This is a genomic window from Desulfuribacillus alkaliarsenatis, assembly GCF_001730225.1.
In the GTDB taxonomy this organism is placed as follows: Bacteria; Bacillota; Bacilli; order Desulfuribacillales; family Desulfuribacillaceae; genus Desulfuribacillus; species Desulfuribacillus alkaliarsenatis.
The window spans coordinates 235,630-260,794 of record NZ_MIJE01000030.1 but is presented as its reverse complement, the minus strand read 5'-3'; the positions used below and the strand labels follow the sequence as shown (position 1 = coordinate 260,794).

The window sequence follows — 25,165 nt, the reverse complement described above, 5'->3', positions numbered from 1 at the left end:
TCTCTAATACGCAACGTCTCCACTAATACGTAAACGTCTCAATTACCACCGCACGATGGTCTTCACGCCATTCGATATAAAAGCCTAGCTTATCGACAAGAGTCCGCAACTGTACGATAGAACGATCGTCACGGATAAAGAAGTCTCCATCTGCTTCCGACAAAATAAACTCTTGGCCACCGACTGTTACAATAACACTACGGTTATCCTCATCCCAGCTAACCCCAGCACCCCACTCTTCAACAACAAACCTCAGTGGAACTCGGACCCGATCATTATCAATAAAAGGCTCCACGTCTGGAAAATTGATTTCTGTGCCATCTATATAGACAGGAACTGCTGAATCAGTGTTAGTAAAATCTATAATTGGTCTTAAAAATTCTCTCATGACAGGAATTGCTACCACACGGTTATTCCAATAATCCGTAACAAACAAATATCCTAACGCATATGTAATCCCACTTGGGCCATCAAATTCAGTAATAAATTGTTCATCCCAGTCGAAGCCGCTCACACCAGTCCCTGCCACAGTGTAAACACGACCACTTGGCGATATGGCTCGTATCGTATGAGTCCATGAATCGGCAACAAACACAAATCCATCAGGACTTAAAGCAACACCCCTTGGAAAATTAAATCTAGCATCCTCCGAACGACCATTTACATATTCACCAAGCCAATATCCTGTATCTTGATCTAATTCCCCAGGCATTCCAGCAAGTACTCGTATACTACCATCCTTATCAATCACCTTTATTTGCTGATTCGCGCTATCTGCTACATATAACAAATCATTGTCATCAATTGCTAAACCATTCGGTTCAAACAAAAGCTTAGTGTTACCTGGCTCACCCGCATAAGTCGTAACATTTCCCTCTTGATTAATTTTACGTATCACATGATTTAGCGTATCACTAACAAGTAAATTCCCCTGGGAATCTATTACAATATCTGTCGGATTCCAGAACTCCGCCTCAAGCCCCACATCATCTTTATGACCACGCAGACCACTACCAGCTACCGTATAGACCTGTCCATCGTAAATCTGACGAATCGAATGGTTGCCCGTATCCGCTACATAAATCGCACCATTAGGAGCAACTGCCAGCCCGCGTGGACGATTAAACATCGCTTCATCAGCATCTCCATCAACATGCCCCCCTGCTGGAAAACCAAATCTATCAACTTGCTCAGTAGTCCCTGCTAGTGTAGTAACTTCAAAAGTCTCCATATTCATTTGTCTAATTCTATGATTCTGTAAATCTGCTATCAACATCATATCTGTATGAGGATTATATGTAACCCCATATGGAAAGCGGAATTCAGCTTCATAATAGATTCCGTTTAAATACTCAAAATCTCCAGAGCCTATTAAAAACGGAGCCTCTGTAAAGCCTTCATCTACGTTCTCGTTTGCCTGTTCCTGGGCCAAAGTTTGAATATGCAAACCAAATAGCAGGAGTGAAACAACAAACAAAATAACCATAAATTTATTTTTCATAGTACCCATACCATTCGTCCTTTCTTGCAAATTGTTTAAAATGAATATTCAAAAATTTCTGATATCTTTTATTGTGATTATAGCATATCTATACTATTATGATAGGTATTAAAGTAGTATTTTTCAATTTAGAAGAATCAGAACGGTAGATTCAATATAATATATTTTAATACTAGAATAGGAGGAGACCATATGCTAGATCATGACATTGAAAGAAATCTTAATATACATACATATCGTAAAGAATTAACATCTGACGAAAAGCTACGACTAATTTTCACCTACGCTGGAAAAATCGCCAACGAGTCAAAGCTCGATAATCTTCTACAGCTAATGGCCGATTTAGGTAGAGACCTAATAGTTGCAGACCGTTGCACGCTATGGATACTTGACCATGACAAGAATGAATTATGGACCCGCGTTGCCCACGGTATTAAAGAAATTCGCATCCCTGCAGACACAGGTGTTGTTGGCTACGTAGTTAAGACTGAAAAACCTTATTTTACTGACGACGCTTACACTGACCCTAACTTCAATCGTGAAGTCGATAAGAAAACTGGTTATCGCTCTAAGGCAATGCTCGCTATCCCTTTATTTGATAATGAAGGTGACGTCTTAGGCGCGTACCAAGCAGTCAACAAAATGACCGAAGCAGAAGTATTTTCCCAAACGGATATTGACCAACTAATGATGGCCGCGTCCTATTCTGAGAAATCACTAGTAAACGTTATATTAAATGAAGAAATTGAAAAGACACAAAAAGAGATCATCTTCCTGATGGCTGAAATTGGAGAAAGCCGTTCTAAGGAAACAGGCTATCATGTTAAGCGCGTGGCTGAAATATCGAAGCTCCTAGCAGAATTATCTGGTATGCCTAAAGAAGAAGCTGAGTTGATTAAACTAGCATCTCCAATGCACGATATTGGAAAAGTAGCAATCCCAGACTCCATCCTCAAAAAACCTGGTAAACTTACAGATGAAGAATTTGATGAAATGAAATCCCATACAACGGTTGGATATCAATTATTAGTTAACTCGAATCGCAGAATTCTAAAAGCATCCGCCATAATTGCCCACCAGCACCATGAGAAATGGAACGGCCGCGGCTACCCATGTGGCCTGAAAGAAGAAGAAATTCACCCATATGGACGAATAAGCGCAATTGCTGATGTATTTGACGCACTGGCCAGCGATAGATGCTATAAGCCAGCTTGGGAGCTCGACCGTGTCCTTAATCTATTTAAAGAAGAAAAGGGCCAACATTTTGACCCACATATGACACAAGTCTTTATCGATAACTTTGATAAGTTCGTAGCAATTAAAAACAAATACAAAGATAAATAGCACTATATAAGTGCGATTTTTTACTTCTATAACCATAAATTCATAATAATACCTCTATTAACAACAACCCACACCTGAGCAGTGTGGGTATTTTGTATATACTATTAGTATATACTCGCAGCAAGCAATTACATTAATAGTTGTGGCAATACTTTTAAGATTGAGGAGGTTCGCAAATGAGATTCAAGCTAGTAATCATATTACCGTTTTTGCTCATAATATCATTAGTTTTCCTGGCACCCCAACTTGCCGAAGCCAACCAAGCAAACGACAATATAAATGACAATAAAGCGGAGCCCCCAATTATCCGCTTGCATAATACAATCGTTCCCCAGCAAAACCTCTTCTCTGGAGAGACTAGTCGCATTTTTTTAGACTTGCACAATACTGGTGGAATGGCTGCCAAAGATATAACGGTACGACTACATGGTTTTTCACCCCACGCCATATATATGAAGGGGCCAATTAAGGATACTTTTAAGTTATCTGAGCTAAAACCTAACCATTATAACGATAGTGTATTTTTTGATATTACTACGATTCCTACACTTTCTAGTGGGATATATACTTTAGATGTAACCTTCGAATACAGAGATGAATTCAATCAGCAATACAGTCGCACATACCAAGCTTTCCTACCAGTAGTAAGGCGGACGGTTTCAGAGAGTCAAGCCCAATTAAATATTACTAATATTCAGCATCCGACAGCAGAAATACGTGCAAATCAAGACTTTACAATCAGCTTCACAGTGTCTAACACAAGTACATTAGCTGCAAGAAACATACGAGTAAGTGTTGATGGTGGAACAGTAATCCTACCAAAATCAACACCAATCCAAAGCATCCCTGTTCTAAGTCCAGGAGAATCGAAAACATTAAGCTATACGATGTTCCCAACAGCTAATGCTAATACCAGAAATCATCCTGTTGAGATATTGGTAGAATTCGATACCGACACGAATAGTAGTGCTAATAATCTAAAACAATCATTCTCGCAATTTGTTGGCATCAATATTGCTAATAATACAGCTTCTAACAATACTGTATCTAATAATACTGTCGTTTCAAATTCTAATAATAATTCCAACAATACTGCTTCCAACTCCAGCAGTATCTCTAATAGTAATACTGACAGTAATTCCAATAGCAACTCTATTCATGGCAATGACACTGATACACAACCAAATACTAATAGTGACATCGACACGCAAGCAAGGATTGATAATACTGGAGACTATGGAAACACAGATAACTACGCTAACACATCTAATTCTGAAATACCTAACGGTAATCAAGTATCAACCAACTCCAGTTTAGACATGATTACACTAACCACCTTCGCTGGTTGGGGCTTGGCAGTACTATTTGCTATCACTTTGCTACTTCAAACTTGGTTAGTGCTTTACAAAAAATCCTGAGAGTAGTCTCCCAGGATTTTTTCTGCTATCTTACTATAATCAAGCGCTCATCAGTACGTAATGGCATATTATCTGATATTTTGTCATCTTTATCACCTACGTAGTAGTACATCCAGCGATCCATGCGGTTCATATAAGTGACAGGAAATGTTGAGCGATTCTGATAGAACGACTCCCCTATTGTATCTACAGCTTGTTGTGTAATATTTGTCTGAATTTCTCTGACATATTCACCGTCTGGCGTGTAGACATGCCACACTCTACCACGATTAAGATCGTCCTGAACAACTAGCATGTCAGCATCTACGTAAAAGTTCGTCACCTGTTTATCTCCCAATATCGCAACTGCCTCTGGCTTATAAATATTTGAATCCACATTAGATTTTTGAGATCCAGTATCTGATAACTCCATCCTATATAAGTTCCCTGCTACCCTACCTGAAACCCGTCGATTCCAGCCATTGTCAATTGGCTTAAGGAAGTATACGTACGTTCCTTCTACAATCATACCCGTGACCATACCATTGTACAGCTTTTTACTCTCATTCGTTGACATGTCTGCTATATCTGTTTTCAAATCTGCCACGTACAACGAGCCAATTCCTACATTATGCTCCCTTCGTTCCCACGGTTGTATATCCTCTGTTTGTCTTCTGCGCTGCTCCTCTGGTGTTATGTAATATCTATAGGTATCTTCATACTTTATATATACAATCTCATTCGCCTGCGTGAACGGATTAGTATGAATGTAGTATTGAAGTATTGAATCGTTTAGCACTAGCTGACTCTCTGACCCATCCGTCCTTATTCGGTACAGCTTTCTGTCGTCAGATAGATTCACATAATATAACCAGTCATCTATTAACAGCAATTGCTCCGCTGCATCATGGGATATCGTCTCTGCCTCCCCACGACGGATTAGATGTGGGTTGCTTGCATTAGTATCATTTCTACCGTCAAAGCGAATGCGACTTATTACTTGATCCTTCGAAAGGTTAATGAAATAAATCCATTGCCCTTGTACGTTAATATAGTTCGCCCGATCAGTAGTCAATTGTTCTACTTCCGTTCGTCCAACTTCCCCTTTATACAAGCTACCGTTTGCCCCAACCACATAAAATCTATCAGCCTGCCTAGCTACTAAGCCACTGTTAAACATATTAGCTGACGTATTTCCCTGGTCATTAATTGCAGGTACGACCGTAAAAGTATTAGCTGCAGTCCGTTCTCCATCTAACCATACCTCAACCCTATATTCGCCTAAATCCCAGTGTACTGGATTAGCTACCCCAGGCTGATTGCGTTCAGACCCTGGATATTGAATACGGCCGTAATGACGAAATTCCCTTGCACCGCTGGAAATCTCTATCGGATTACCCACATAATCCATTAACATTGAACCGTTAGGCTTCCAGACAATTGTGCGAATTGTCAGCGGCCTGTTCGACCAGGAGTTTGGATTATCAAAGCTTAATACCAGGTTATAATAGATAGTTGGCACCATATCCACGAACGTATTTCTCGATTGAAAATAAATCGGCTGTGGCGGTTGGAGTCCGAATGAAAGTCTGGCATCAATACTCGAAGCTGTGAACAAATCAATTCGTTGCTCCCGTTCTGTCCATTGCACCTGCATCCCTAAGGTTTCTGATACAAATCGTAACGGCACCATCATCCGATTGTCCACCGTTCGTGCCGCTACATCTAAGTGTGTTTCTACACCATCAACCCATGCTGTGTTGAGATAGCGCGTAATTACAACCTCTCGACCACCTTTGGTGGCTGTAGCTGTCTGTGTTTCATGCTTCCAGTCGACTTCAGCGCCAAAGGCTTCAAAAATAGCCCGCATCGGCACCAAAGTCCGTCCTTCTACAATAACTGGCGGCACGTCAAAGCTAAGCTCAGCACCGTCCAGAAACACTCGCACCACATTTTCAGCATTGGGCCGTATCTCTGAGTCAAAGCTCCGCTGTGCATTGGCGAGGACATTTGATGTTTGTGCACCTGTAGCTAGTGCACCCATTACCCCAAGCATAGCAAAAGCCACTACAACCACTGTCAACAATTTGAATACGACTTCTTTTCGAAGTTTGCTATAGGATATACCTTGCAGTTTACGAGCCATTTTTTATCGATACCACCATTCCATTAACCACTTCGACTTCAACTTTACTTCTGAGCCTATATAAACCTTCTAGCTTTTCGACGGATTGACGATAACCATCTATAAGCATCGTTTCTTCAGGCAACCAATATACAAATTGCTTACCATCATCAGCGCGTACCCTTATACTCAACTCATCTAAACTCACACTAATAAGGGTATACTCCCTAGCATCCTCTGGTAATATACGAATATTTGTCACCCTACTATCCTGGAATTGCAGTTCGACAATTTGCCCCATATATCCCCTCAAATCTGAATCCGAGAATTTGTCCGTCGTCATAAAGCGCACCCTCGGAGTCTGCGTCCCCTGTAGCCACAGCGATTGATATGCGTAATCTATCACTTGCCCCTTGACTGTTCCACTGTCAACAAGCTCAATATGGGTCGCTTCATCCCCGTCGTACCAAACTCTTACTTGTTGGCCCGTGTAGATTTCCCGTAATGATATATTATCAAAGCGCTGCCATTGCACCCGTGTATCAGGAGTTACTAGATATACCTGTTGGTTATATGGGTGGTCTCCTAGAATTAATATCGTTTCTCCCGTATCAATTACACGCAAGTCGAACACAACGCCCTCTTGTACATTTCGCTGAAAAACAGTTACTTGATCTACTTTTCCCTGATGTAATCGGAGCTGTACACGGTCATGTTTACGTAAATCACGAATTTCCGCCCTTTGCCTATTACCAGGTATTGTGACTGCAACATTATCGGCTACCCTCGCAATCCTTTCTATACCATGCTCATCAACAAAAGTAATCCGACTTGAATTAGCAGTAATTATACTTCCCATCAATTGATTTACCACTTGTATTTGCACTACTTCGTCATACTTATTATTCCTGTTCTGGTCATAACGATCAAAGCGAACACGTACGTAATCATCTTCATGAATATCATCTACCGTTGGTCGGGAAACCCGCGGGATTGACAGTTGAATATTCTCAGCCAAGGTGTAAATCTGTTCCTTCCCCCAGCGATCCGTTAAATATAGTTCGTGTCGCTCTGAATCATACTTAGAGAAATAACCCTCATCCGATATAGGACGCAGTCGCTCCCAATTATAAATATAATCACCATAAGCGTACACCCTGACATACTCACCACTTTGAAAAGTCAACCTGATCCCATCTGCAATAAGAAAAGTCTCTGACTGCTGCTGAGTATGGCGAACCATCACCTGAGAATTGACAGGGTTGACCATAGCCACCTCACCCGTATATGTAGTTCGCCTACCATCTTGTTCTACTAATCGATGGATTACTTGCTCGCCATCTTCCATTTGCGAGAAATACATTCGATATAATGCATCTTTTTTAAGTGAGCTTGGATTGCCGTTAATATCAGTCACTGTATAGCCTTGCGCTAGCGCGTACTGTTGACTTTCCCCTGTTACCGTTTCAAAACGAACCGTGCCTAGTTGACTTCCCTGGCCTTGGTTATTAGCTTGCACCTGCTCCCTATAAAAACCTACATAATAAATATCTCCGCGTATATCAAAATTAAAATCTCGGTTAATATTTGGCTGACTACGCATATTTTCATTGCGAAGCTCAATATATACTATCTCATTACCAGCTAACAAATAATCAATAGATTGTCCAGGTAGTAGATTGCTTACATTGCGCTTATGAACTACCCTTTCTCCACCCTGCGTTGGAAGAAAGAATACCAATGTTTTAGGGTGAACTGTATATTTCTTGAGCCCTTGCTCCCTAGTCCGCACAATCAATTCCCTTGACGCTGGCAAATATTCTTCAATCGTACCATAATTATACTTATGTAGTGTGTAGTCCGTCATATAGCTGTTGAAGTAATTCATGAACAACACGGATAACTCAGCCCTTGTCATCGTCGCATTCGGTCTAAAAGTATTATCTGGATATCCCGACATTAACCGTTCCCGCTGTACCACTTGCACGTACCCTTGTTGATTAGGTAGTATTTGATGACGATCCTGGAAAAATAGCCGTTGTTGGTTGTCCCTCGCCTCATCAACCTTACCAATCATCCGTACCATCAAGCGCGCCATCCATGCTCTGTTGGCAGGCTCATACCAATCTAGTTCTTCTACATAATTAAGAATTAAACCATTTCTTCTAGCCGTTCGCAAATAATCCTTAGCCCAATCTAATCCCTGTCCTTCAAGTATATAGAAATATGGGTCACTTAAGTCGGTAAATTGCCCCATCTCTTGCTCCAAGCCAAGGGCACGCACAGCCATTACAATAGCTTCTACCTTACGAATCGGATTGTTAGGACGAAACGTCCCATCCGGATACCCACCAATCGTTCCTCGCAGGATTAGCTGACGAATCTCTGGCTCTGCCCAAGCTGCTAACTGAAGGTCAGATAATTCAACATCCATTCGTTGATCTATTGACATCTCCTTAGCAGTCGCAGCCTCACTACCAATAACCATAGTTAAAGCTACAATACCTACTAATATATAGATTAGATGATTGATAGCAACCCTATTTCTAATGACCTTCAGCATAGTAGTCCCCTCGTTTCAATTACTATTGTCTATATATTATATCATTTCCAGTTGCACGACAACGACTTGCTAGATTCATAGATAATATTCGCTTATGGCGCTTACGAATCGTGCTTGCATCCATACTCCACAAGCGGGCAATCTCAGCAAAGCGATACTGCATCCGATAAATCAACTCTATAAGCTGACGGTCTTGTTCAGACAAACAGAGACAATCAAGTAACGATTGCCAGGTTAAGTTGCATTCCACACTGTCATGATCATCGTCGCCACTCATTAACAACGTCTCAATCAGAGATTGACCTTTCTCATCAACTGCTGCAAGCTGCTCCCTTTCCTTAGTTCGCATCTCCCTGCGAGTATAAGTGCGCAAATCACCGTATACTTTACGCTTAATATAATGACCAAAGTAAACCCCACTACCACCATTAAACTGCAATAACCCTTGGAAGAAGCTGATTCGAGCCACTTGCAACAAATCTTCCCTCTCGCCTGCAAAGCGATAATGATACACCGCCCCCTGCAACAACGGCTTGTAATCCTTTTCCAGTTGCTCAAATAATTGATGATAACTCTCAGATTGAACTTGATACTGCTGTTGAAACTCCTCTACACGATGTTCATGATATGCATGATATGCATGATGTTCATGGCTTTCATGGTTTTTCATTAACTTTTCTCCTAGTGGAGAAGCCGACTTCCCTTGTATTCGCGCGTTACGAAAAGAATACAGACAAATCAAGTTAAATTGTAATATAGAGTTTTAAAAACTGACGGTTGAGTACGGATTGCCAGAACATAAGTTCTTGTTTTCGACGTAAAAAAATGCTGAACAACCTTAATATATGTGGTAAAATGTTATAACAAACATGCTAACTCGGAAAATAGTTACAAAGGTGGTGAAATAATTGAACGAAGAAATATTGCAAAATATTTTAAATGCTGTTACAGGTATGCAAGCTGATATCTCTAACATGAAAACTGACATCTCAAACATGAAAACCGATATCTCAAACATGAAAACCGATATCTCAAACATGAAAACAGACATCTCAAACATGAAAACTGATATCAAGAATCTCGAGGATAAGCAAGAAATGATTCTAAACCAAGTAATAAGAAACTTAGAAGAATTAGCTACAAAAGAAGACATTGCTGCCATCCATCGTAGGCTTGATTTCCAGCTAGGAAAGATTGCTAAAACTGAAGAAGAGATTTTTTTACTAAAAAGCAAGCAATAACAGTTAAAGGGGGGCGCAACGCGCCCCCCTTTAACTAAGGCTTCTTTTCTTATAGCACTGGATATCTTCATTTAACCCTTGAATTTTCTTTGATGACGTTAACTATTTCTTTGAAATCATACTTATGATTTACGACATCTACCACAAAGTTTTCGGCAGCCTGCTGATCCATTTTGAAATAATAGCCGTTATAAGATAGAAATTGTAATAGTACCACAAAGGCAGTTCGCTTATTAGCGTTTTGAAAACAATGATTTTTAGCTATGGATTCAAATAGGGCTGCCCCTTTTTCAAACACATCTACATAAGCATCTGCGCCAAAAACTGTTTGTTTTACCCCTTTTTGCTCTCCCGATGAATATCTTTCAATCAAGAAATAGTTAATCGCTATAACCTCTTGCTCTGACAAATATCTCATCGTTTTACTAAGCCTTTAATTGTTCGATCATAGTCTGATACAGTTTCATTCAAAACATCAAAAAAGTCATCTGAAATCCCTTCAGGCAAAGCAACCATGCGACTCTTCGAAATCTTAATCTCACCATCTTTTAGTTCTAGTTGAATATCATCACCATGTTTTAAACCAGCTTGTTTCAACAATTCATTTGGAATCGTCACGCCAAATGAATTTCCTATTTTAGTTATCTTCCGCTCTGCATTATTCATATTATACCACCTCTAATCAAAATCGTTATAACAATTATAACATCGATTTAAAATCTTATCAAACTTCATAATAATGGTTTTTAACAGCTTATCAATCTAACTATTTAATAGATATTACTAGTTCCTGCACACCATAATTTCGCTTATTCTCAAGTACAGTATCATATGCATTGCCATATACACTGCAATATTCATTAGCATGGACATTGGAAAAACTTTGTCGTCCCACGGTTTGCACAATCATTATCAACTGCTTCAATATTCTTGATTTAGTGATAGTAGATAGCTCCCCTAAATTATCCTTAAGAATGATAACCGAGTAATCTAAACCTTGTGAATTAATCTCTTCTACTGACTCTATCCAGTCCACTGATACGTACCCATAAGCTCCATCATTCTCACCTATAGGTTTTCTATACTTAATTGGCACTAGAATACAACGCGGACTAATAGGTACAGGTAAAATCTGCTTTCTAGCAAAGCACACTTGCTGCTCCTTCATAAGTAAATCTACGTTATATAAAGATTTACGCTTAAAATCATGTAACACATATTTAAGCTTCTTGTGTATGATTAAGCGCTCTCCATCACTCCAGATTACCTCGGTGGCATTTCCCGCATTTTGGTATGTTGGTAGTAGTGCTACTAATTTGTCTAGCGTATAACGCCCTGTTAACTCTGTCATCCGTTCAATATGTTTCATCCGTTCCCTCCGTTCCACATTAGTTACCAATCATTATATAGCAAACATATGTTCTGGTCAAGAAGGCGCAATATCTTTATACACTTTACGTTTGAGTGTCTACAGCTTCTATTGCCCATAACGGCAAATTTAACAGCCAGTCATCTCGCCTATAGTCAAGCATTGCTGTGCGGATAGATATTGACGGAGAAAATTTTTCGTAAAAAGTCTTTAGACTTTTAGCTTTCAAATTTACTTCTGCTTTAACTTCTATAGGGACAACCGATTTTCCAGTATCTATTAGAAAATCAATTTCAGCACCGCCCCTCTCATTTGTCCAATAATAAGTCTTCAGACCTTGCTTTGTAATTAATTGCTGTAATACATATTGTTCTGTCAAAGCGCCTTTGAACTCTGCAAATAGCTCGTTTCTGTCAAGTAATACTGTTTGGTTTAACCTAACCATGCAAGATAACAACCCTACATCCAGCATATATAGTTTGAAAGCCTTTAAGTCTTCGTAAGCTTTTAACGGAATTCTAGGAGCTGTAACTCTCGGTATTTTGTGAATAAGACCACAGTCCGCCAACCAAAGCATAGCCATTTCATAATCTTTGGCCCTCGCTCCTTCCTTGATTACTCCGTATATAAACTTTTTATTTTCCTTCGTAAGCTGTGATGGTATGCTGTTCCACAACATACGTATCCGAGGAACAATATCGTTCGGTGCGTGCTTTGAGAAATCCTGCTCATAAGCAGCTAATATCCGTTCTTGTATTTCTCTTGCTTCGTTGAAATCTTGATTCTCAGAAAAGTTAGCAACTACCTCTGGCATGCCACCAACATAATAATAATATTTAAGTAGCTCAATGTATTCCTGTTTAAATGTTGTAGCCAATTCAAATTCGCCTTTTTCAATCAATTCAACAAACTGCTCTTTCCCCATCGCTCTAATAAACTCACTAAATGATAACGGATATAAATTAAGAAACTCTACTTTTCCAACAGGGAAAGAAGTTCCTTTATGCAGAGCTACACCCAAAAGAGAACCCGCACAGATAATCTGATACTCAGGTGCATTTTCATTAAAATACTTTAGTGCTGTTAAAGCTTTCGGTACTTCCTGAATCTCATCAAATATAATTAAGGTGTCTTCTGGGTCAATTTTATATCCCGCGTATAACTCTAATCCAGTTATAATTCGATCAGTTTTCATATCAGTTTCAAATAGATGTCTCATCTGCTGATTATTATCAAAGTTAATGTAGACCATCTGTTTATAGGCCGTTTGACCAAAGTGCTTCATAAGCCAAGTCTTTCCTACCTGACGAGCTCCTCTAATAATAAGTGGCTTTTTATTTTTCTTTTGCCTCCATTTATGAAGCAACTCTATAGCACTTCGATACATATTTATCACCTCTATGTAGTATTATACGTTATCATTTACATTTATTGCAACGAATATACGTATCATAAATACACTTTTTACGCCATAAAAAACTTTATATCCTCAAAGTTCATACTAAGGCCTTCCAATGCCTTCGAATATACACAAAAAAACCTCCGTATAATTTGGATTATAAGTCCACAATAGACGGAGTGCTTCTGATTGCAAATATATTATGTTTAGAAACAGTCGACTATATTAATATTTCTATTGAACTTTCATCCATTAACCTTTCGATTATAACGCCTATTTCCTGTTCTAGCATTTGTTGGCGAATTTCATTCTCCAGCCTCTCTCTTATATCTTCAAAAGGCTGGTCTATAATCTGCATCGCTCTATATTGTTCATAAAGCGTCCTTACCTCTTCCTCAGCAACAGTGGGCTGTGGCAATTCCTGACTAATATATTTATTTATTAACATCTCATCAGCTATACTATCTCTGAGCATTTCCATAGTCATATCATTAGCTTCTAGTGCCGATTCAAGGTCTCTTTGACTTCCAAATTCATTTGCCATCCTATCAATTCTTGCATTTACCTCTTCTTCAGTAACAATGTAGCCTTTAAATTCGGCCTCTTGACGAAATACTTCCATTCTAATCAGGTTATCTAATACATGCTGTTCAATTTGTGGATCTGATTTTATTTCCTTGCCATTTACAATGGCAACAACTTGCTCATTTGTCTCCTGTGTAGGTTCTGGTTGTGCCGAACAAGCTACAAAAAGAAAACTTAATATTAATAGCGTACTTATAATTATCAGTTTACGTGACATTTTGCAAAACTCCTTTACTTTTTGTTGTATACTTCCCAATCAAGCTCTTTATATTCCTGCCAGTGGGAAAATATTAGTATCGCATCAGCATATTCTACTACCCTATGCATTGATGTTGACTTAATTAATTAAGTGCCTGAAGTATGGTCTCAGGCACTTTTTTATTATTTAAAATGCTATTTTGTTTTACTTAAACTTTCTCTGCTTTAATTATACTTCTCTTTATAAAAGGCTATGGCATCTTCCCAATGGCACTCAAGTTTTGGCTTTAGTTCCTTCAACTTTGCAATAGCGTCTTCATCCGTATAACCGTTATCAAGGAGATATGCGTAGGTGCTCACAACTTCCAGGAAGGGTGAAGACTCGTCCATTAATAATACCATCAGATCATTTGGTACAGAAAATGCATCTTTTTTTGTTTCTTTTAATATCTCTAGAAATTCTGTACCCTTATCTGTCATGTAATATTGATAAGTATTATCCTTCATTTCTTCTATAAGAAAATCTTGATCAACTAATTCTTGTACCTCTGCCTGTAAATCTGCAGAATAAGGCCCGTAATGGTGATATGCATAATCCATATCGAATGAAACTCCCTTTCTCTGCAACAAGTGTACCATTTTCTGGAGCTTCTTTCTCCCTGTCAAAACCCCAGTCTTAGAAAAGAAAGCAAGTAGTTTATACGTTTTATCAAACACACATATCGCCTCCCATTTTTATTAACCATATTTTTTTATGTAAAGATTTCTAAAATCCTTCGGAACAAACACTCTTTTAAACCTGATTTTATTATTTCTAATCTCATTAATAATTCGACTAACTTGAGATAATTCAGCAGCTTCACCACTTTTATCAAACAAGAAAATCTGCTCAGTTGCTTCCGCCTCTTGTCCTTCATCTTGCTTAGCTTTACTACTAATATAATTATCTTTATAAGCACTACTGTGAGAATCATCTTCTAGTAAAATGTATTCTACTGGTATCCCATGTTCCTTTTCATACAGGTTTGCTAAGTTTATTATACTTTTATATGAATCAAATCCTTCTTTCGTAACAAACTCCTTATATAAGTCGCGTCCCAATAGCTGTTTACATAGGCCCGACAGCACCAAGTCATCACTATTGCACCACTTATCTATATAATACCATACTTTAAAATCTGTTAACCCTAAATAATATGGATATAGCTGCAATACCTCCTGTAAATCTTTAGCTGATAATAGTTTTTCAAGCTCATATGGCATTTCTATGAAATATCCTGAAGCACGCAACTGTTGAACTCTCGCAAATATTTTCATAGCAAACTGTTCTGCACACCTGGTTGTCTTGTGGAAATATACATTCTGGTACATATAATATCTAGCCATAACAAAATCTTCCGCAATATTTAGCCCTTTCTCCAAATCTAATCCTACTTCAATATGATCTCCTACTTTTCCGATTCTTAAAACATGGATTAGCCATTCCAGATCAAAAGTACCATATCCAGCTCCAGTTAACATCGAATCCCTTAACAAATAATCAATACGATCAGTATCGAGCTGGCTTGACAAAAGCTTAACAATAGCTCTACTGTTATGAGTCCGTTCAATAACCTCGGCAACCTCATTAGCAAATCCCGATTTGTAACTCTCTAGAATTTGATTGACTTCCGTATTTCCCTTGATTATCTGCACTGACCACTTCTCATGATTCACCTTATCAACTGTAATCATTTTTTCTAAAGCATGTGAAAAAGGGCCATGACCAATATCATGTAAGATAGCAGCACAAAGTGCTAATGCTCTTTGGTCAGTAATTTCATCGATAGTTACATTGACATGTTTATTTTTTGTTCTCTCGATTTGCTCTATAAATCTTTTCATCAAATGGGTAGCACCCAATGAATGGGCAAATCTAGTATGTTCAGCACCTGGGTAAGTGAAAAAACTAAACCCTAACTGTCTAATATGACGTAGTCTTTGAAACTCTTTACTATCTATTATATCGAGAATCATTCTTTCAATTTGTGAATCTTTATCAAATCGAATAAGATTGTGTACAGGATCACGAAATGCCTTCATCAAACCACCCCAAAATACTTTTCCTATTATTTCTATTAAATGTATAAAAATCCTTCCCAAAAATAAAAATTCATAATTCCTTACACTATATTTCACGAATTGAATACTGATATTTTTAAAAAAACTGTAAAATAAAAACTACTATAACCTACATACATTGTAATTAATGGAGGAGCACACTATGGAAAATCTCAAAGAATTAATTAACAGCTATCTTGGTTACTGTCAGTACCAAAAAAAATTAAGCCCTAAAACAATTAAGGCATACACCATTGACCTACAGCAATTCCAAACCTATCTAGATTCAATTAACAAAAAAATACATAAACAAACAATAACAGGATACATCACACATATCCATAAAAACTATAAAAGTAAATCCATTAAACGGAAAATCGCTTGTTTAAAAGCATTCTTTAATCATCTTGAATATGAAGAGCTCATTATCAGTAATCCATTTGACAAAATCAACGTAAAATTCAAAGAACCTTTTGTTTTGCCTAAAACAATACCTATAGAAACCATACAAAAAATCCTTTCAGCATCATATTCAGAAAAAAAAGGTACTACCCATGCAAATAATTCAGTTACAAGAGACATTGCTGTGTTAGAACTACTTTTTGCAACAGGTGTACGGGTATCTGAACTATGCTCGCTAAAAGAACATGATGTTGATATAAACAGCCAACTTATTCGAATCTCTGGAAAAGGCTCAAAGGAAAGGATTGTACAAATCGGTAATATTGATGTTTTAAATGCTCTTAAAAACTACCAGCAATGTTTTGCTAAGCATATTACACAATGTGGATATTTCTTTGTTAATCGCTTTTACCAAAGACTTTCCGAGCAGTCTGTTCGCTTTATAATAAGAAAATATACAAAACAAGCCAATGTCGATAAGCATTTAACCCCCCATATGTTTCGGCATTCGTTTGCTACTCTACTTCTAGAGGAAGATGTAGATATACGCTATATTCAAAAACTACTAGGGCATAGTTCTATAACCACTACACAAATCTATACACATGTAACTTCAACAAAACAAAAACAAATTCTAACAACTAAACACCCCCGAAACAAAATAGTTGTCAATAAAGGATAACTATAAATTATCGGGGGTTTAACAATGAAAAATATTAAAATGCTTTATCTAGCTCATTATGCACCATCATACACAAATGAACCTATTCCAAGTGACATAGAAGACCGCATATATGCAGAATACCATCATAGAGTATATCAAATATTACTAAGCAACTTTCCTTTGCTAGTTTCTTACAATAATCCTTCTATAATGCTTCAATCGGAACTAGATGCAGATTATATATTTTCACTTTATAATAGAATGCCATTTCGGAACTCTGAAGTTTTTGTATCTTCTGTAGCAGAGTATCATAACATACCTTACCTTGGAGCAACACCTAACATACGGGCAATAGCCGAGGATAAGCAGCTAGCAAAAATGTTAGCAAAACATGCAGGAGTCCCTACACCTAAATGGAAGACATATAATATAGAAGCAAAGATGCAGCAACCAGATTTCAAAGGCCCATATTTTGTTAAACCTAGGTTCGGTGCCTCTTCAAAATTTATTGACGAAAACTCAATCTGTTATTCATGGGACGACGCGCAATCAAGAATACGTTTTCTACATAATAAGAGCCTTGATGCTATCTTGGAACAGTATATAACTGGTGTATACTATACTTCTCCAGTATTGAATAACTTTCAATCACCATTTTTCCTCCCGAGCATTCGAGAATATTCAGTGCGTAAAGGAAATGTGGTCACATATAAACAGAAGCGAAAAATTGATACAGGCTTATATAGAACCATTAACGAAGATTCTACCCTTGAAAAGCAACTAAATCATTTCTCAAAAAAATTATATGAGTTGATACAACCGCTAGACTATACTAGATTTGATTTTATTGTAGATAACAATTCTGGCATTCCATACTTTATAGAATTTAACGTTTGTTGTAATTTAGGAGAGCAATCCTCGATTAAGCAATCAGCAACACATATAGGAATTGATTACGAAGATTTATTATTAAATATTGTTTATTCGAGTCTTTATAGAAATAATTTAATCCAAAACACGTTCGGAAAGAACTTTTAATGGATCTGTATACCAATATTCTAGTCCACACGGATCATAGAGTGTGTTTATCATATTTATATCAAACGATGAGTTTTCATTCATAAGTTTTTTGTAAGTTTCTATTTTTTTTACTGTTTTTTGTGGATTATATCGATCCTTATACTTCATACATAAATCAAATAACTGCTTCAAATCTGTATTTCCATTACTATATTCAACAAGTATTCGGTTAATATAGTATTTCTGACGCACACGATCAACAGGGTGTGAGATAACAGACTGTTCTATGCTTCTAATAAGCTCAAGGGCTTTTTCAGGTCTGTCACATAAAACATATAAACAGGCTGTATTTATGTCAACAAATATCTTAGGCATATTATTTAACCCTAAGCTTTTAGCCGAATTTAAATACTTAAAACTATTACTAAGGTCTCTCTGTAATAAATAATAAATCCCAAGATTGTTATAAATAATATGCAAATTAGTTTTTCCAAATGACATCAAGCCTTTTTCGGCCTCAATAAGTAGCTTTTGTGAAGTTTCGTGTTGCCCATTGTATAGCATAGAATAACCCCAGTTTGTTAATGTACTATAATACCCAAATTCATCTTTATATATTTCAAAATTATCTAAAGCTGCGCGATAAATAACATTGCTATCTACGAATGCTGATGCAGCATTTCTAGCGAGGTAGCCAAAATTCTCTGTCTCATGTAGATTCTCTCTATGATAATCATATAATTCTCTTACAGCGTGAAGATTGTTTAAGTGCATATAGTTTGCTATTAAAAATGATAACAAGATATTCTTTTTTGCAGCGTCATATTCTAATTCAATACACCTATAGAGAGCATCTCGAGCTTCAGTGTGTTTGCGGGTACGGTTTAATAATATTGCTTTTAAATTAAGATAGTCTGGATTGGTAGCATGGCTTTTAATAGAGTTATTCAACCATTTCAACGATTCTCCATAATGTCTCTCTTTACAATAGTAGATTGCAGCAATTATACTTTCTGATTCATCATCTGAAGAGAGCATAGAATTTTTCACAACTTCTTGCTCGATATTTTCTCCGTTTTTCAGTTTTGCTTTCATTAACTGAATTGCAAAATTCTTGGTTAAGTCATTTGAGAACTGTATTGACAAGTCATATAATAGTTGTAACATTGGAATATTATTTTTGATTGTTCGTTTTGAAAATTTTTGAAATATTATTTCTGAATAAAATAGTTTATCAGGATAAGATTGTATGCACCTTTCAACCTCTGGATGAAACAAGGTATCTAGCGAAAATACTTTGTAATTACCATTTGTTATTGACAATTTAACAATGTTTTTTGCAATTAGATTTTCTATAATCTCCGACAGTTCTGCAAAATCGTCTAAAGAAAAAATGGGACTTACCTTTATAAGAGATAAAAGTGTTGGTTCATCAAGCCCAAACCGACATATGTATAATAATAATACTATTCCTTTTTCCAACTCATTAAACTTATAAGAGCCCTCTTTTTCATAATTCTGAATCATCTCTACAATTCTATGGATATTTTTCTTTGCTGTAGAGCCAATTATTTCTGCTTCTTCTGTATCTATTTCATAACCATAAAAAATAGCAAGCTCTTTAATTAACTTAACATGTGGCAAATCAAAGTCTATAGTTGCACTACTAATTCCTTCTACCCCAGTAAGATAATTTTTCATTTTAATATAATTATCATCTTCCTCTGTAATTATTAAGACAATACAAACATTATTAGAAACTATTCGCTCAATTATTTGATGTGAATTCTCATCTAAATTTTGCGCTGCATCTATAAATATGATAACACGATTATTAAAGGTGCTTGAAAAGTAATGAATAATTGCTTCTTCTAAAGCAGACGAGTAGTTACCAGTGTATATTGGCACAGCTTGTGGCTTCTCAACTAGATTCGAAACTACAGTTCCAGCATAAGGAATGCTTTGTAAAAAGCTAGTTAATAGAGTAGCGCTTTTTTCCCCTAGCTTTTCATCAGCTATTTTTTGAAGCGTTTCTCTATAAGGATGTTTTACAAGTACCTCCAGTAATAAGTGGCTCATTGAAGAATTGTTAACGGTATTTATATATAAAACCGTCTCTGAATTTAACCTAGTCAAACATTCTTTTGCGAACGACGTTACACCACATGCTTTACCCGCTTTTAAATAAATGATGTTTTTATTAGTATATACCGCTCTGAAAAGGCAATTAAATTCTGTATCTCTATTTGCATAAGATTTGTTATCCAAACTGTTAAACCCCCGATAATTTATAGTTATCCTTTATTCACTTTATTTCGACATAAATCGCGTATCTCCTCCTGAAATTGACAATTATTGTTGCATTTTCCTGAACAATTAATAATAAAAAACGCCATTTTATCTTTTAGGTACAAAATGGCGTTTTATTCTTACTACTTGATAAGTTTTGACTTCCTAGCAACAATTACTACCCCGATAACCCCTCCCAAGAAATCTAGTACAACATCCTCCCACATACCAGTTCGTGTAGTTCTTAGATACTGGGAGAATTCATCTGCTGACGCAATAACAAAGACAATTAGCATAGACCCAAGCACACGGTTTATTCTTCGTTTACTAAATAAATGCAAGGCTATATATGCGGTTATACCCAAAACAGCGTACACTATAACATGTGCTGTTTTCCGAATCACAAACTCAATAGATTGGTAAGTAACATTAGGTGCGTATGTCTGAACAATCTCTTCACTAATGTGCTCCTGAAGAAAACCCTGCAAGCTTTGTCTCTCATAAGGTTGTGAAGATAGTATAACAATCACTATAACCCAACTAACAAAAGGTAACAAGTACAATATTGTGGTCTTATTTGTAGCCTTATTAATTGTCTTCTTGATAGTATCAGAATCCTCCTGGAAACCATTTTCACATTAGTATTACCTGTAACTTTGGCTACATACGAAATAACAGGAAGATTTTTGGTTGTTATGAAACTTATTGTTTAATTATAACGTATAATCTATATAAGCAAAAACTAAATATTACCACAAGTACCAATAAGGAGGTGAGTATTACGAATCCGCTTCAACCGAATCAACTTCAACTTAAGCATGCAATTGAATTAAAAAACGTTCGCAAGGTCTATCGCATTGGCAAGGAAAAGGTAGTAGCGATTGACGATGTCTCGCTTACCATTAACAAAGGCGATATCTGTTGTTTACTAGGGACTTCTGGCTCTGGTAAATCAACACTACTTAACCTAATGGCTGGTCTAGAAAAACCAACTAAAGGTACTATAGAAATTCATAAAATCCCAATACATAAATTAAACGAGCGCCAGCTTACTCGCTTCAGACAAAATCACGTCGGCTTTATATTTCAATCATATAATTTATTACCAACTTTAACAGCACTTGAAAACGTCAGTCTACCACTGACTTTTCGCAACGTACCTAAAAAGATTCGCGAACAACGTGCATTTGCAATGCTAAAGGCAGTCGGACTAGAAAGCTACGTTCTCCACAAGCCTTCGCAGATGAGTGGCGGACAACAGCAACGCGTCGGCATAGCTAGGGCATTCGTTACAAAGGCTCCAGTTATTTTCGCTGACGAACCCACTGGTAACCTTGACTCAAAAACCACTAACGATGTAATCAATCTAATGCTAAATATCGCCAGGGAAAATGGACAGACGATGATTATCGTTACCCATGACCAGCAAATAGCTACCCATGCAAACCGTGTAATTACCATCAGTGATGGAAATATTTTAACTTAAATCTCAAGGAGGATTTTCATGGAATCCCGGAAACAAACAATATCTTTAGCTGTCATACTAATCATTACACTATTATCTGCTGCAGTTAATCCGCTATTAGTTCAAGCCTCACCTGTTGATGCACCGCAGCTTGTTATCAGCAGCCAATATAAAATGCCTGTCTTTAAGGCAGGAGACGAAGTACGTCTAGCCATCCCCGTAAGAAACGAAGGTCTTCAGGATGCTTTAGATATACACGCTTCTTTGAACGTGAGTACTGATCCTAGTATATATCCATTCGAAATTCAAACACTCGTACCAAAAGTGCGCTCTTCAATGATCCATGCTGGTTTTAGCGACGATATTGCCCTACGCCTAAAGGTGTCCCCAAAGGCTGAGAGTAAAATTTATCCACTAAGTCTGCTCTTAGAATATCGATCTTTATCTGGTAGCACCTATTCATCAACTGAAACAATCTATGTAAAAGTTGAAAATAATATAGAGACTCCGAAGGTGACACTACACAAAAGCACAGTTGCTAACAATCGATTACTTGCAGGTGAAACAGGAAGAATTACCATCGACCTTTTTAACGATAGTCAGCAAAAAGCCAAAGACATAAAAGTTCGTTTAGGCGGATTTTCGCAATCAACAATATTTCTACAAGGCCTTAACCGTGACCAGAAAACACTAGCCGAACTAAGTCCGAAGCATTTTAATGATTCACTGTTTTTTGATGTCACAGTCGATTCCAATTTAAGTAGTGGTGTCTATTCCCTCGATGTCTTTATCGAATACAAGGATCCACTCGATAGAACCTATAAAGAACAAGCAATTATCTACATACCAGTAGAAAAACATTATGAAACAGCTAGTAGCGCCGATTTACGGCTAGAGTCAATCACTTTTCCTACTGAAAAAATTGCTGTAAACGAGCCTTTTAGTGTGTCCTTCAAGTTACACAATCGTAGTCAAGAACAAGCCGATAACGTTAAAATCTCAATAAACGGCGGCAATGATCTATTACCAAAATCGATGCCAATACATACGCTGCATACACTCCAGGCTGGGGCATCAAAGGACTTCAATTTTACCCTATTTGCCCGCGAACAGGCAGAAACTAAGAACTATCCAATTCAAATTTTAGTAGAATATCAGACAAGTGCTCGAAATAGTAGTCAGAATCAGACACAGCATTCATTCTCACAATACGTCGGTGTTTTAATAGAAGGCAAAGAGCAAGAAGATGACGATGAAGAAAAAGAGCGCATGACACCAAAATTAATCCTAGAAAACTACTATATGAATGAAACCTACGTGCAGGCTGGCAGCGATTTTAATTTAACAGTTTCCTTATTAAACACACATTTCCAGGAATCTATCAAAAACATTACAGTCAATTTCAGCTCAGATGGTGACACGTTTTCGCCTGTAAATACCAGTAACACCTTTTACATACAAAACATCGATGCTAACAACACCACCCAAAGGACATTGACTTTACGCCCTGCCGTTGATGCTGCCTTTAAGACCCATAACCTACATTTAGATATTCAATATGAGGATAGCGACGGCAACTCCTACTCTACTAGGGAGGTTATTGGAATCCCTGTAATGCAAGAGGTGCGCCTAATAGTAGGAGAAATAGAGCTGCCACCAACTGCCTCAATTGGTAGCCCAATACCTGTTTCGACCGATTTCTATAATGCTGGCCGAGCCCCAATTCGCAACCTGATAATCAGACTGGAAGGTAATTTCGAAACCCGCGACCGCAGTATATACATCGGTAACGTCGAGCCTGGTAAAAACAGTTATTACGATGCTACGGTTAATCCAATCGGTGCTGGTGAGCTAACCGGTAAAGTAATTTTTGAGTTCCTAGACCCAATAGATCAGAAATACGTTATTGAGCGAGAATTTTCTGTCCAGTTAGAGGAATGGCAAGACCCATACATGGGCCCAGGGGGGATGTATCCTGACATAGACTTTGATTACCAACCATCACAATCTAACACAAAGCTTTACTACTACATTGGTGGCGGACTACTATTCTTGCTAATTGCTGGCTTGTTTATCTATAAGCGCCGCAAACGCAAGCGTGAATTAGAGGAAGTGGACTTCCATGCATAGCTTTGATCTATTAAAAATGGCTATAGGTAATCTCATCAGGCGAAAAACCCGCACCCTATTAACCATTTTCGGTGTAATAATTGGTACTGCCTCAATCGTTATCATGCTCTCACTTGGGATTGCAATGGACGAAAGCTTTAAAGAGCAGCTATCTTATATGGGCGATTTGACGATTATTGAAATCCATAATTATGGCTACTATGAACCTGGCATGCAGCAGAATCAATCACCAAAGCTAGACGACTCTGCAGTAAAAACCTTAAACAGCATACCTAACGTGATTGGTGTCATGCCAATAAAAACAGCCTATATGAAGATGGGTGCAGGTCGCTATGTCGGGCACGTTCCGATTATTGGAATTAACCCTGATGTGATGGACGTTTTTGGCTTTAAGGTTGAGACTGGCCGCTTGCTATCAGCAACTGATCGAGATGCGATTGTCTATGGCAAGTACGTACCCTATAACTTCTACAATCCAAGACTAAGAAATCAGCATTATGGATGGATGGGTGGCGGCACTTCGTCAATAGACCTAATGACTAGCAAGCTAGTAATAACCTCCGACATGAGTTACGGCGAACCCCGTTCTAATCTAGGTGATAGTGGCCCTAATCAACAGCCAGCTAAAACTTTTGATGTTACAGCTGTTGGAATACTAGCAGAGAGCTTTAGCGAGAAAGATCACTACGCCTATATGCATATAGATGCCCTGGAGAGAATATTACAGGAGGACAGGCGCAATCAACGTCAGCAACAGGATATTCGTCAGCCACAACAGCAAAACGAGCATAAGTATGAACGTATTTCAGTAAAAGTCAATGATTTTACTAAGGTAGAGCAGGTGCAGGATACAATTAAAGCCATGGGCTTTCAATCCCATAGCTTAACGGATATCCTTAACTCCATGAAAGAAACATCTAGAAAAATGCAAGCAATCCTCGGTGGAATTGGTGGTGTTAGCTTGTTCGTTGCCGCAATCGGTATTACCAATACAATGATAATGAGCATCTATGAACGTACTAGAGAAATTGGCGTAATGAAGGTTATTGGGGCTGATCTAGACGATATTAAACGGATGTTTTTAATTGAAGCTGGTATGATTGGCTTCTTCGGTGGTTTACTAGGGGTAGGATTTAGCTACGGAGTATCACGGCTATTAAACACACTAGGCAGTGGATTTATGGGACCAACAAGTCAGACAGGCTTGTCCATTATTCCAGTTGAATTAGCTCTGGCAGCCATCGCTTTCGCAACCCTAATAGGTTTAGTCGCTGGCTATTCACCAGCTCGAAGGGCAATGAATATTAGTGCCTTAGATGCAATTCGCACTGATAAGTAATTTGGCAAAGATCTTTATATTCTTTGATTCAGTA

21 protein-coding genes are annotated in these 25,165 nt (G+C 37.7%); 8 read left to right on the top strand and 13 right to left on the bottom strand.

What is annotated here, in order from left to right; all coding sequences use genetic code 11:
- Positions 1 to 22 precede the first annotated feature (22 nt).
- Positions 23 to 1,510, bottom strand: a complete 1,488-nt coding sequence (locus tag BHF68_RS09720) for a stalk domain-containing protein (protein ID WP_069643440.1) — start codon at positions 1,508 to 1,510, stop codon at positions 23 to 25.
- Positions 1,511 to 1,693: 183 nt separating this feature from the next.
- On the opposite strand from BHF68_RS09720, the gene BHF68_RS09715 reads away from it, so the two are divergent.
- Both BHF68_RS09715 and BHF68_RS09710 read left to right on the top strand, forming a co-directional pair.
- Positions 1,694 to 2,845 (top strand): HD domain-containing phosphohydrolase, encoded by a 1,152-nt coding sequence (locus BHF68_RS09715; protein ID WP_069643439.1) that lies wholly within the window; start codon positions 1,694 to 1,696, stop codon positions 2,843 to 2,845.
- 176 nt (positions 2,846 to 3,021) lie between these two features.
- Positions 3,022 to 4,263, top strand: coding sequence for a COG1361 S-layer family protein (locus BHF68_RS09710; protein WP_069643438.1), 1,242 nt, complete (start codon positions 3,022 to 3,024; stop codon positions 4,261 to 4,263).
- 25 nt (positions 4,264 to 4,288) lie between these two features.
- Here the strand turns inward: BHF68_RS09710 and BHF68_RS09705 are convergent, their stop codons facing one another.
- From BHF68_RS09705 to BHF68_RS09695, 3 genes are read right to left on the bottom strand one after another with little or no spacing between them, the layout of a single operon-like run.
- Positions 4,289 to 6,388 carry a stalk domain-containing protein gene (locus BHF68_RS09705; protein ID WP_069643437.1) on the bottom strand — a complete coding sequence of 700 codons (2,100 nt, stop codon included), beginning with the start codon at positions 6,386 to 6,388 and terminating at the stop codon, positions 4,289 to 4,291.
- Positions 6,378 to 8,930 carry an S-layer homology domain-containing protein gene (locus BHF68_RS09700; protein ID WP_069643436.1) on the bottom strand — a complete coding sequence of 851 codons (2,553 nt, stop codon included), beginning with the start codon at positions 8,928 to 8,930 and terminating at the stop codon, positions 6,378 to 6,380. Before BHF68_RS09700 ends, BHF68_RS09705 begins: the two co-directional genes overlap by 11 nt.
- A gap of 22 nt (positions 8,931 to 8,952) precedes the next feature.
- Positions 8,953 to 9,600, bottom strand: coding sequence for a sigma-70 family RNA polymerase sigma factor (locus BHF68_RS09695; protein ID WP_069643435.1), 648 nt, complete (start codon positions 9,598 to 9,600; stop codon positions 8,953 to 8,955).
- Positions 9,601 to 9,838: 238 nt separating this feature from the next.
- On the opposite strand from BHF68_RS09695, the gene BHF68_RS09690 reads away from it, so the two are divergent.
- Entirely contained in the window at positions 9,839 to 10,171 is a 333-nt protein-coding gene (locus BHF68_RS09690) for a hypothetical protein (RefSeq protein WP_069643434.1), read from the top strand.
- A gap of 67 nt (positions 10,172 to 10,238) precedes the next feature.
- Here the strand turns inward: BHF68_RS09690 and BHF68_RS09685 are convergent, their stop codons facing one another.
- From BHF68_RS09685 to BHF68_RS09655, 7 genes are all read right to left on the bottom strand, one after another.
- Positions 10,239 to 10,589 (bottom strand): type II toxin-antitoxin system death-on-curing family toxin, encoded by a 351-nt coding sequence (locus BHF68_RS09685; RefSeq protein WP_069643433.1) that lies wholly within the window; start codon positions 10,587 to 10,589, stop codon positions 10,239 to 10,241.
- Positions 10,586 to 10,837 (bottom strand): AbrB/MazE/SpoVT family DNA-binding domain-containing protein, encoded by a 252-nt coding sequence (locus BHF68_RS09680; protein WP_069643432.1) that lies wholly within the window; start codon positions 10,835 to 10,837, stop codon positions 10,586 to 10,588. The genes BHF68_RS09685 and BHF68_RS09680 overlap by 4 nt, the downstream gene beginning before the upstream one ends.
- Positions 10,838 to 10,937: 100 nt before the next feature.
- Positions 10,938 to 11,540 (bottom strand): hypothetical protein, encoded by a 603-nt coding sequence (locus BHF68_RS09675; protein ID WP_069643431.1) that lies wholly within the window; start codon positions 11,538 to 11,540, stop codon positions 10,938 to 10,940.
- An 85-nt stretch (positions 11,541 to 11,625) separates the two neighbouring features.
- The gene (locus BHF68_RS09670; RefSeq protein WP_069643430.1) at positions 11,626 to 12,927 is read right to left on the bottom strand and encodes an ATP-binding protein; all 1,302 of its coding nucleotides are present in this window, start codon (positions 12,925 to 12,927) and stop codon (positions 11,626 to 11,628) included.
- A 232-nt stretch (positions 12,928 to 13,159) separates the two neighbouring features.
- Positions 13,160 to 13,741, bottom strand: a complete 582-nt coding sequence (locus tag BHF68_RS09665; RefSeq protein ID WP_069643429.1) for a SurA N-terminal domain-containing protein — start codon at positions 13,739 to 13,741, stop codon at positions 13,160 to 13,162.
- A 206-nt stretch (positions 13,742 to 13,947) separates the two neighbouring features.
- Positions 13,948 to 14,439 carry a YwgA family protein gene (locus BHF68_RS09660; protein WP_069643428.1) on the bottom strand — a complete coding sequence of 164 codons (492 nt, stop codon included), beginning with the start codon at positions 14,437 to 14,439 and terminating at the stop codon, positions 13,948 to 13,950.
- Between the two features lie 21 nt (positions 14,440 to 14,460).
- The gene (locus BHF68_RS09655) at positions 14,461 to 15,804 is read right to left on the bottom strand and encodes an HD domain-containing protein (protein WP_069643427.1); all 1,344 of its coding nucleotides are present in this window, start codon (positions 15,802 to 15,804) and stop codon (positions 14,461 to 14,463) included.
- Between the two features lie 181 nt (positions 15,805 to 15,985).
- On the opposite strand from BHF68_RS09655, the gene BHF68_RS09650 reads away from it, so the two are divergent.
- Both BHF68_RS09650 and BHF68_RS09645 read left to right on the top strand, forming a co-directional pair.
- On the top strand, positions 15,986 to 16,906 hold the full coding sequence (locus BHF68_RS09650) for a tyrosine-type recombinase/integrase (RefSeq protein ID WP_069643426.1): 921 nt from the start codon (positions 15,986 to 15,988) through the stop codon (positions 16,904 to 16,906).
- Between the two features lie 24 nt (positions 16,907 to 16,930).
- Positions 16,931 to 17,926, top strand: coding sequence for a D-alanine--D-alanine ligase family protein (locus tag BHF68_RS09645; protein WP_069643425.1), 996 nt, complete (start codon positions 16,931 to 16,933; stop codon positions 17,924 to 17,926).
- On the opposite strand, the gene BHF68_RS09640 is transcribed toward BHF68_RS09645, so the two are convergent.
- Together BHF68_RS09640 and BHF68_RS09635 are read right to left on the bottom strand one after the other, a co-directional pair.
- Entirely contained in the window at positions 17,894 to 20,176 is a 2,283-nt protein-coding gene (locus BHF68_RS09640) for a hypothetical protein (protein ID WP_069643424.1), read from the bottom strand. The two genes, BHF68_RS09645 and BHF68_RS09640, sit on opposite strands and share 33 nt — an antisense overlap.
- Positions 20,177 to 20,340: 164 nt before the next feature.
- Positions 20,341 to 20,754 (bottom strand): VanZ family protein, encoded by a 414-nt coding sequence (locus tag BHF68_RS09635; protein ID WP_301553624.1) that lies wholly within the window; start codon positions 20,752 to 20,754, stop codon positions 20,341 to 20,343.
- A 221-nt stretch (positions 20,755 to 20,975) separates the two neighbouring features.
- On the opposite strand from BHF68_RS09635, the gene BHF68_RS09630 reads away from it, so the two are divergent.
- From BHF68_RS09630 to BHF68_RS09620, 3 genes are read left to right on the top strand one after another with little or no spacing between them, the layout of a single operon-like run.
- Positions 20,976 to 21,683: an ABC transporter ATP-binding protein gene (locus BHF68_RS09630; RefSeq protein WP_069643470.1), complete on the top strand. Its 708-nt coding sequence runs from the start codon at positions 20,976 to 20,978 to the stop codon at positions 21,681 to 21,683.
- Between the two features lie 18 nt (positions 21,684 to 21,701).
- A complete protein-coding gene (locus BHF68_RS09625) occupies positions 21,702 to 23,792 on the top strand; it encodes a COG1361 S-layer family protein (RefSeq protein WP_069643422.1) in 2,091 nt (696 codons plus the stop codon).
- Positions 23,785 to 25,131 (top strand): ABC transporter permease, encoded by a 1,347-nt coding sequence (locus BHF68_RS09620; RefSeq protein ID WP_069643421.1) that lies wholly within the window; start codon positions 23,785 to 23,787, stop codon positions 25,129 to 25,131. The genes BHF68_RS09625 and BHF68_RS09620 overlap by 8 nt, the downstream gene beginning before the upstream one ends.
- Positions 25,132 to 25,165 lie beyond the last annotated feature (34 nt).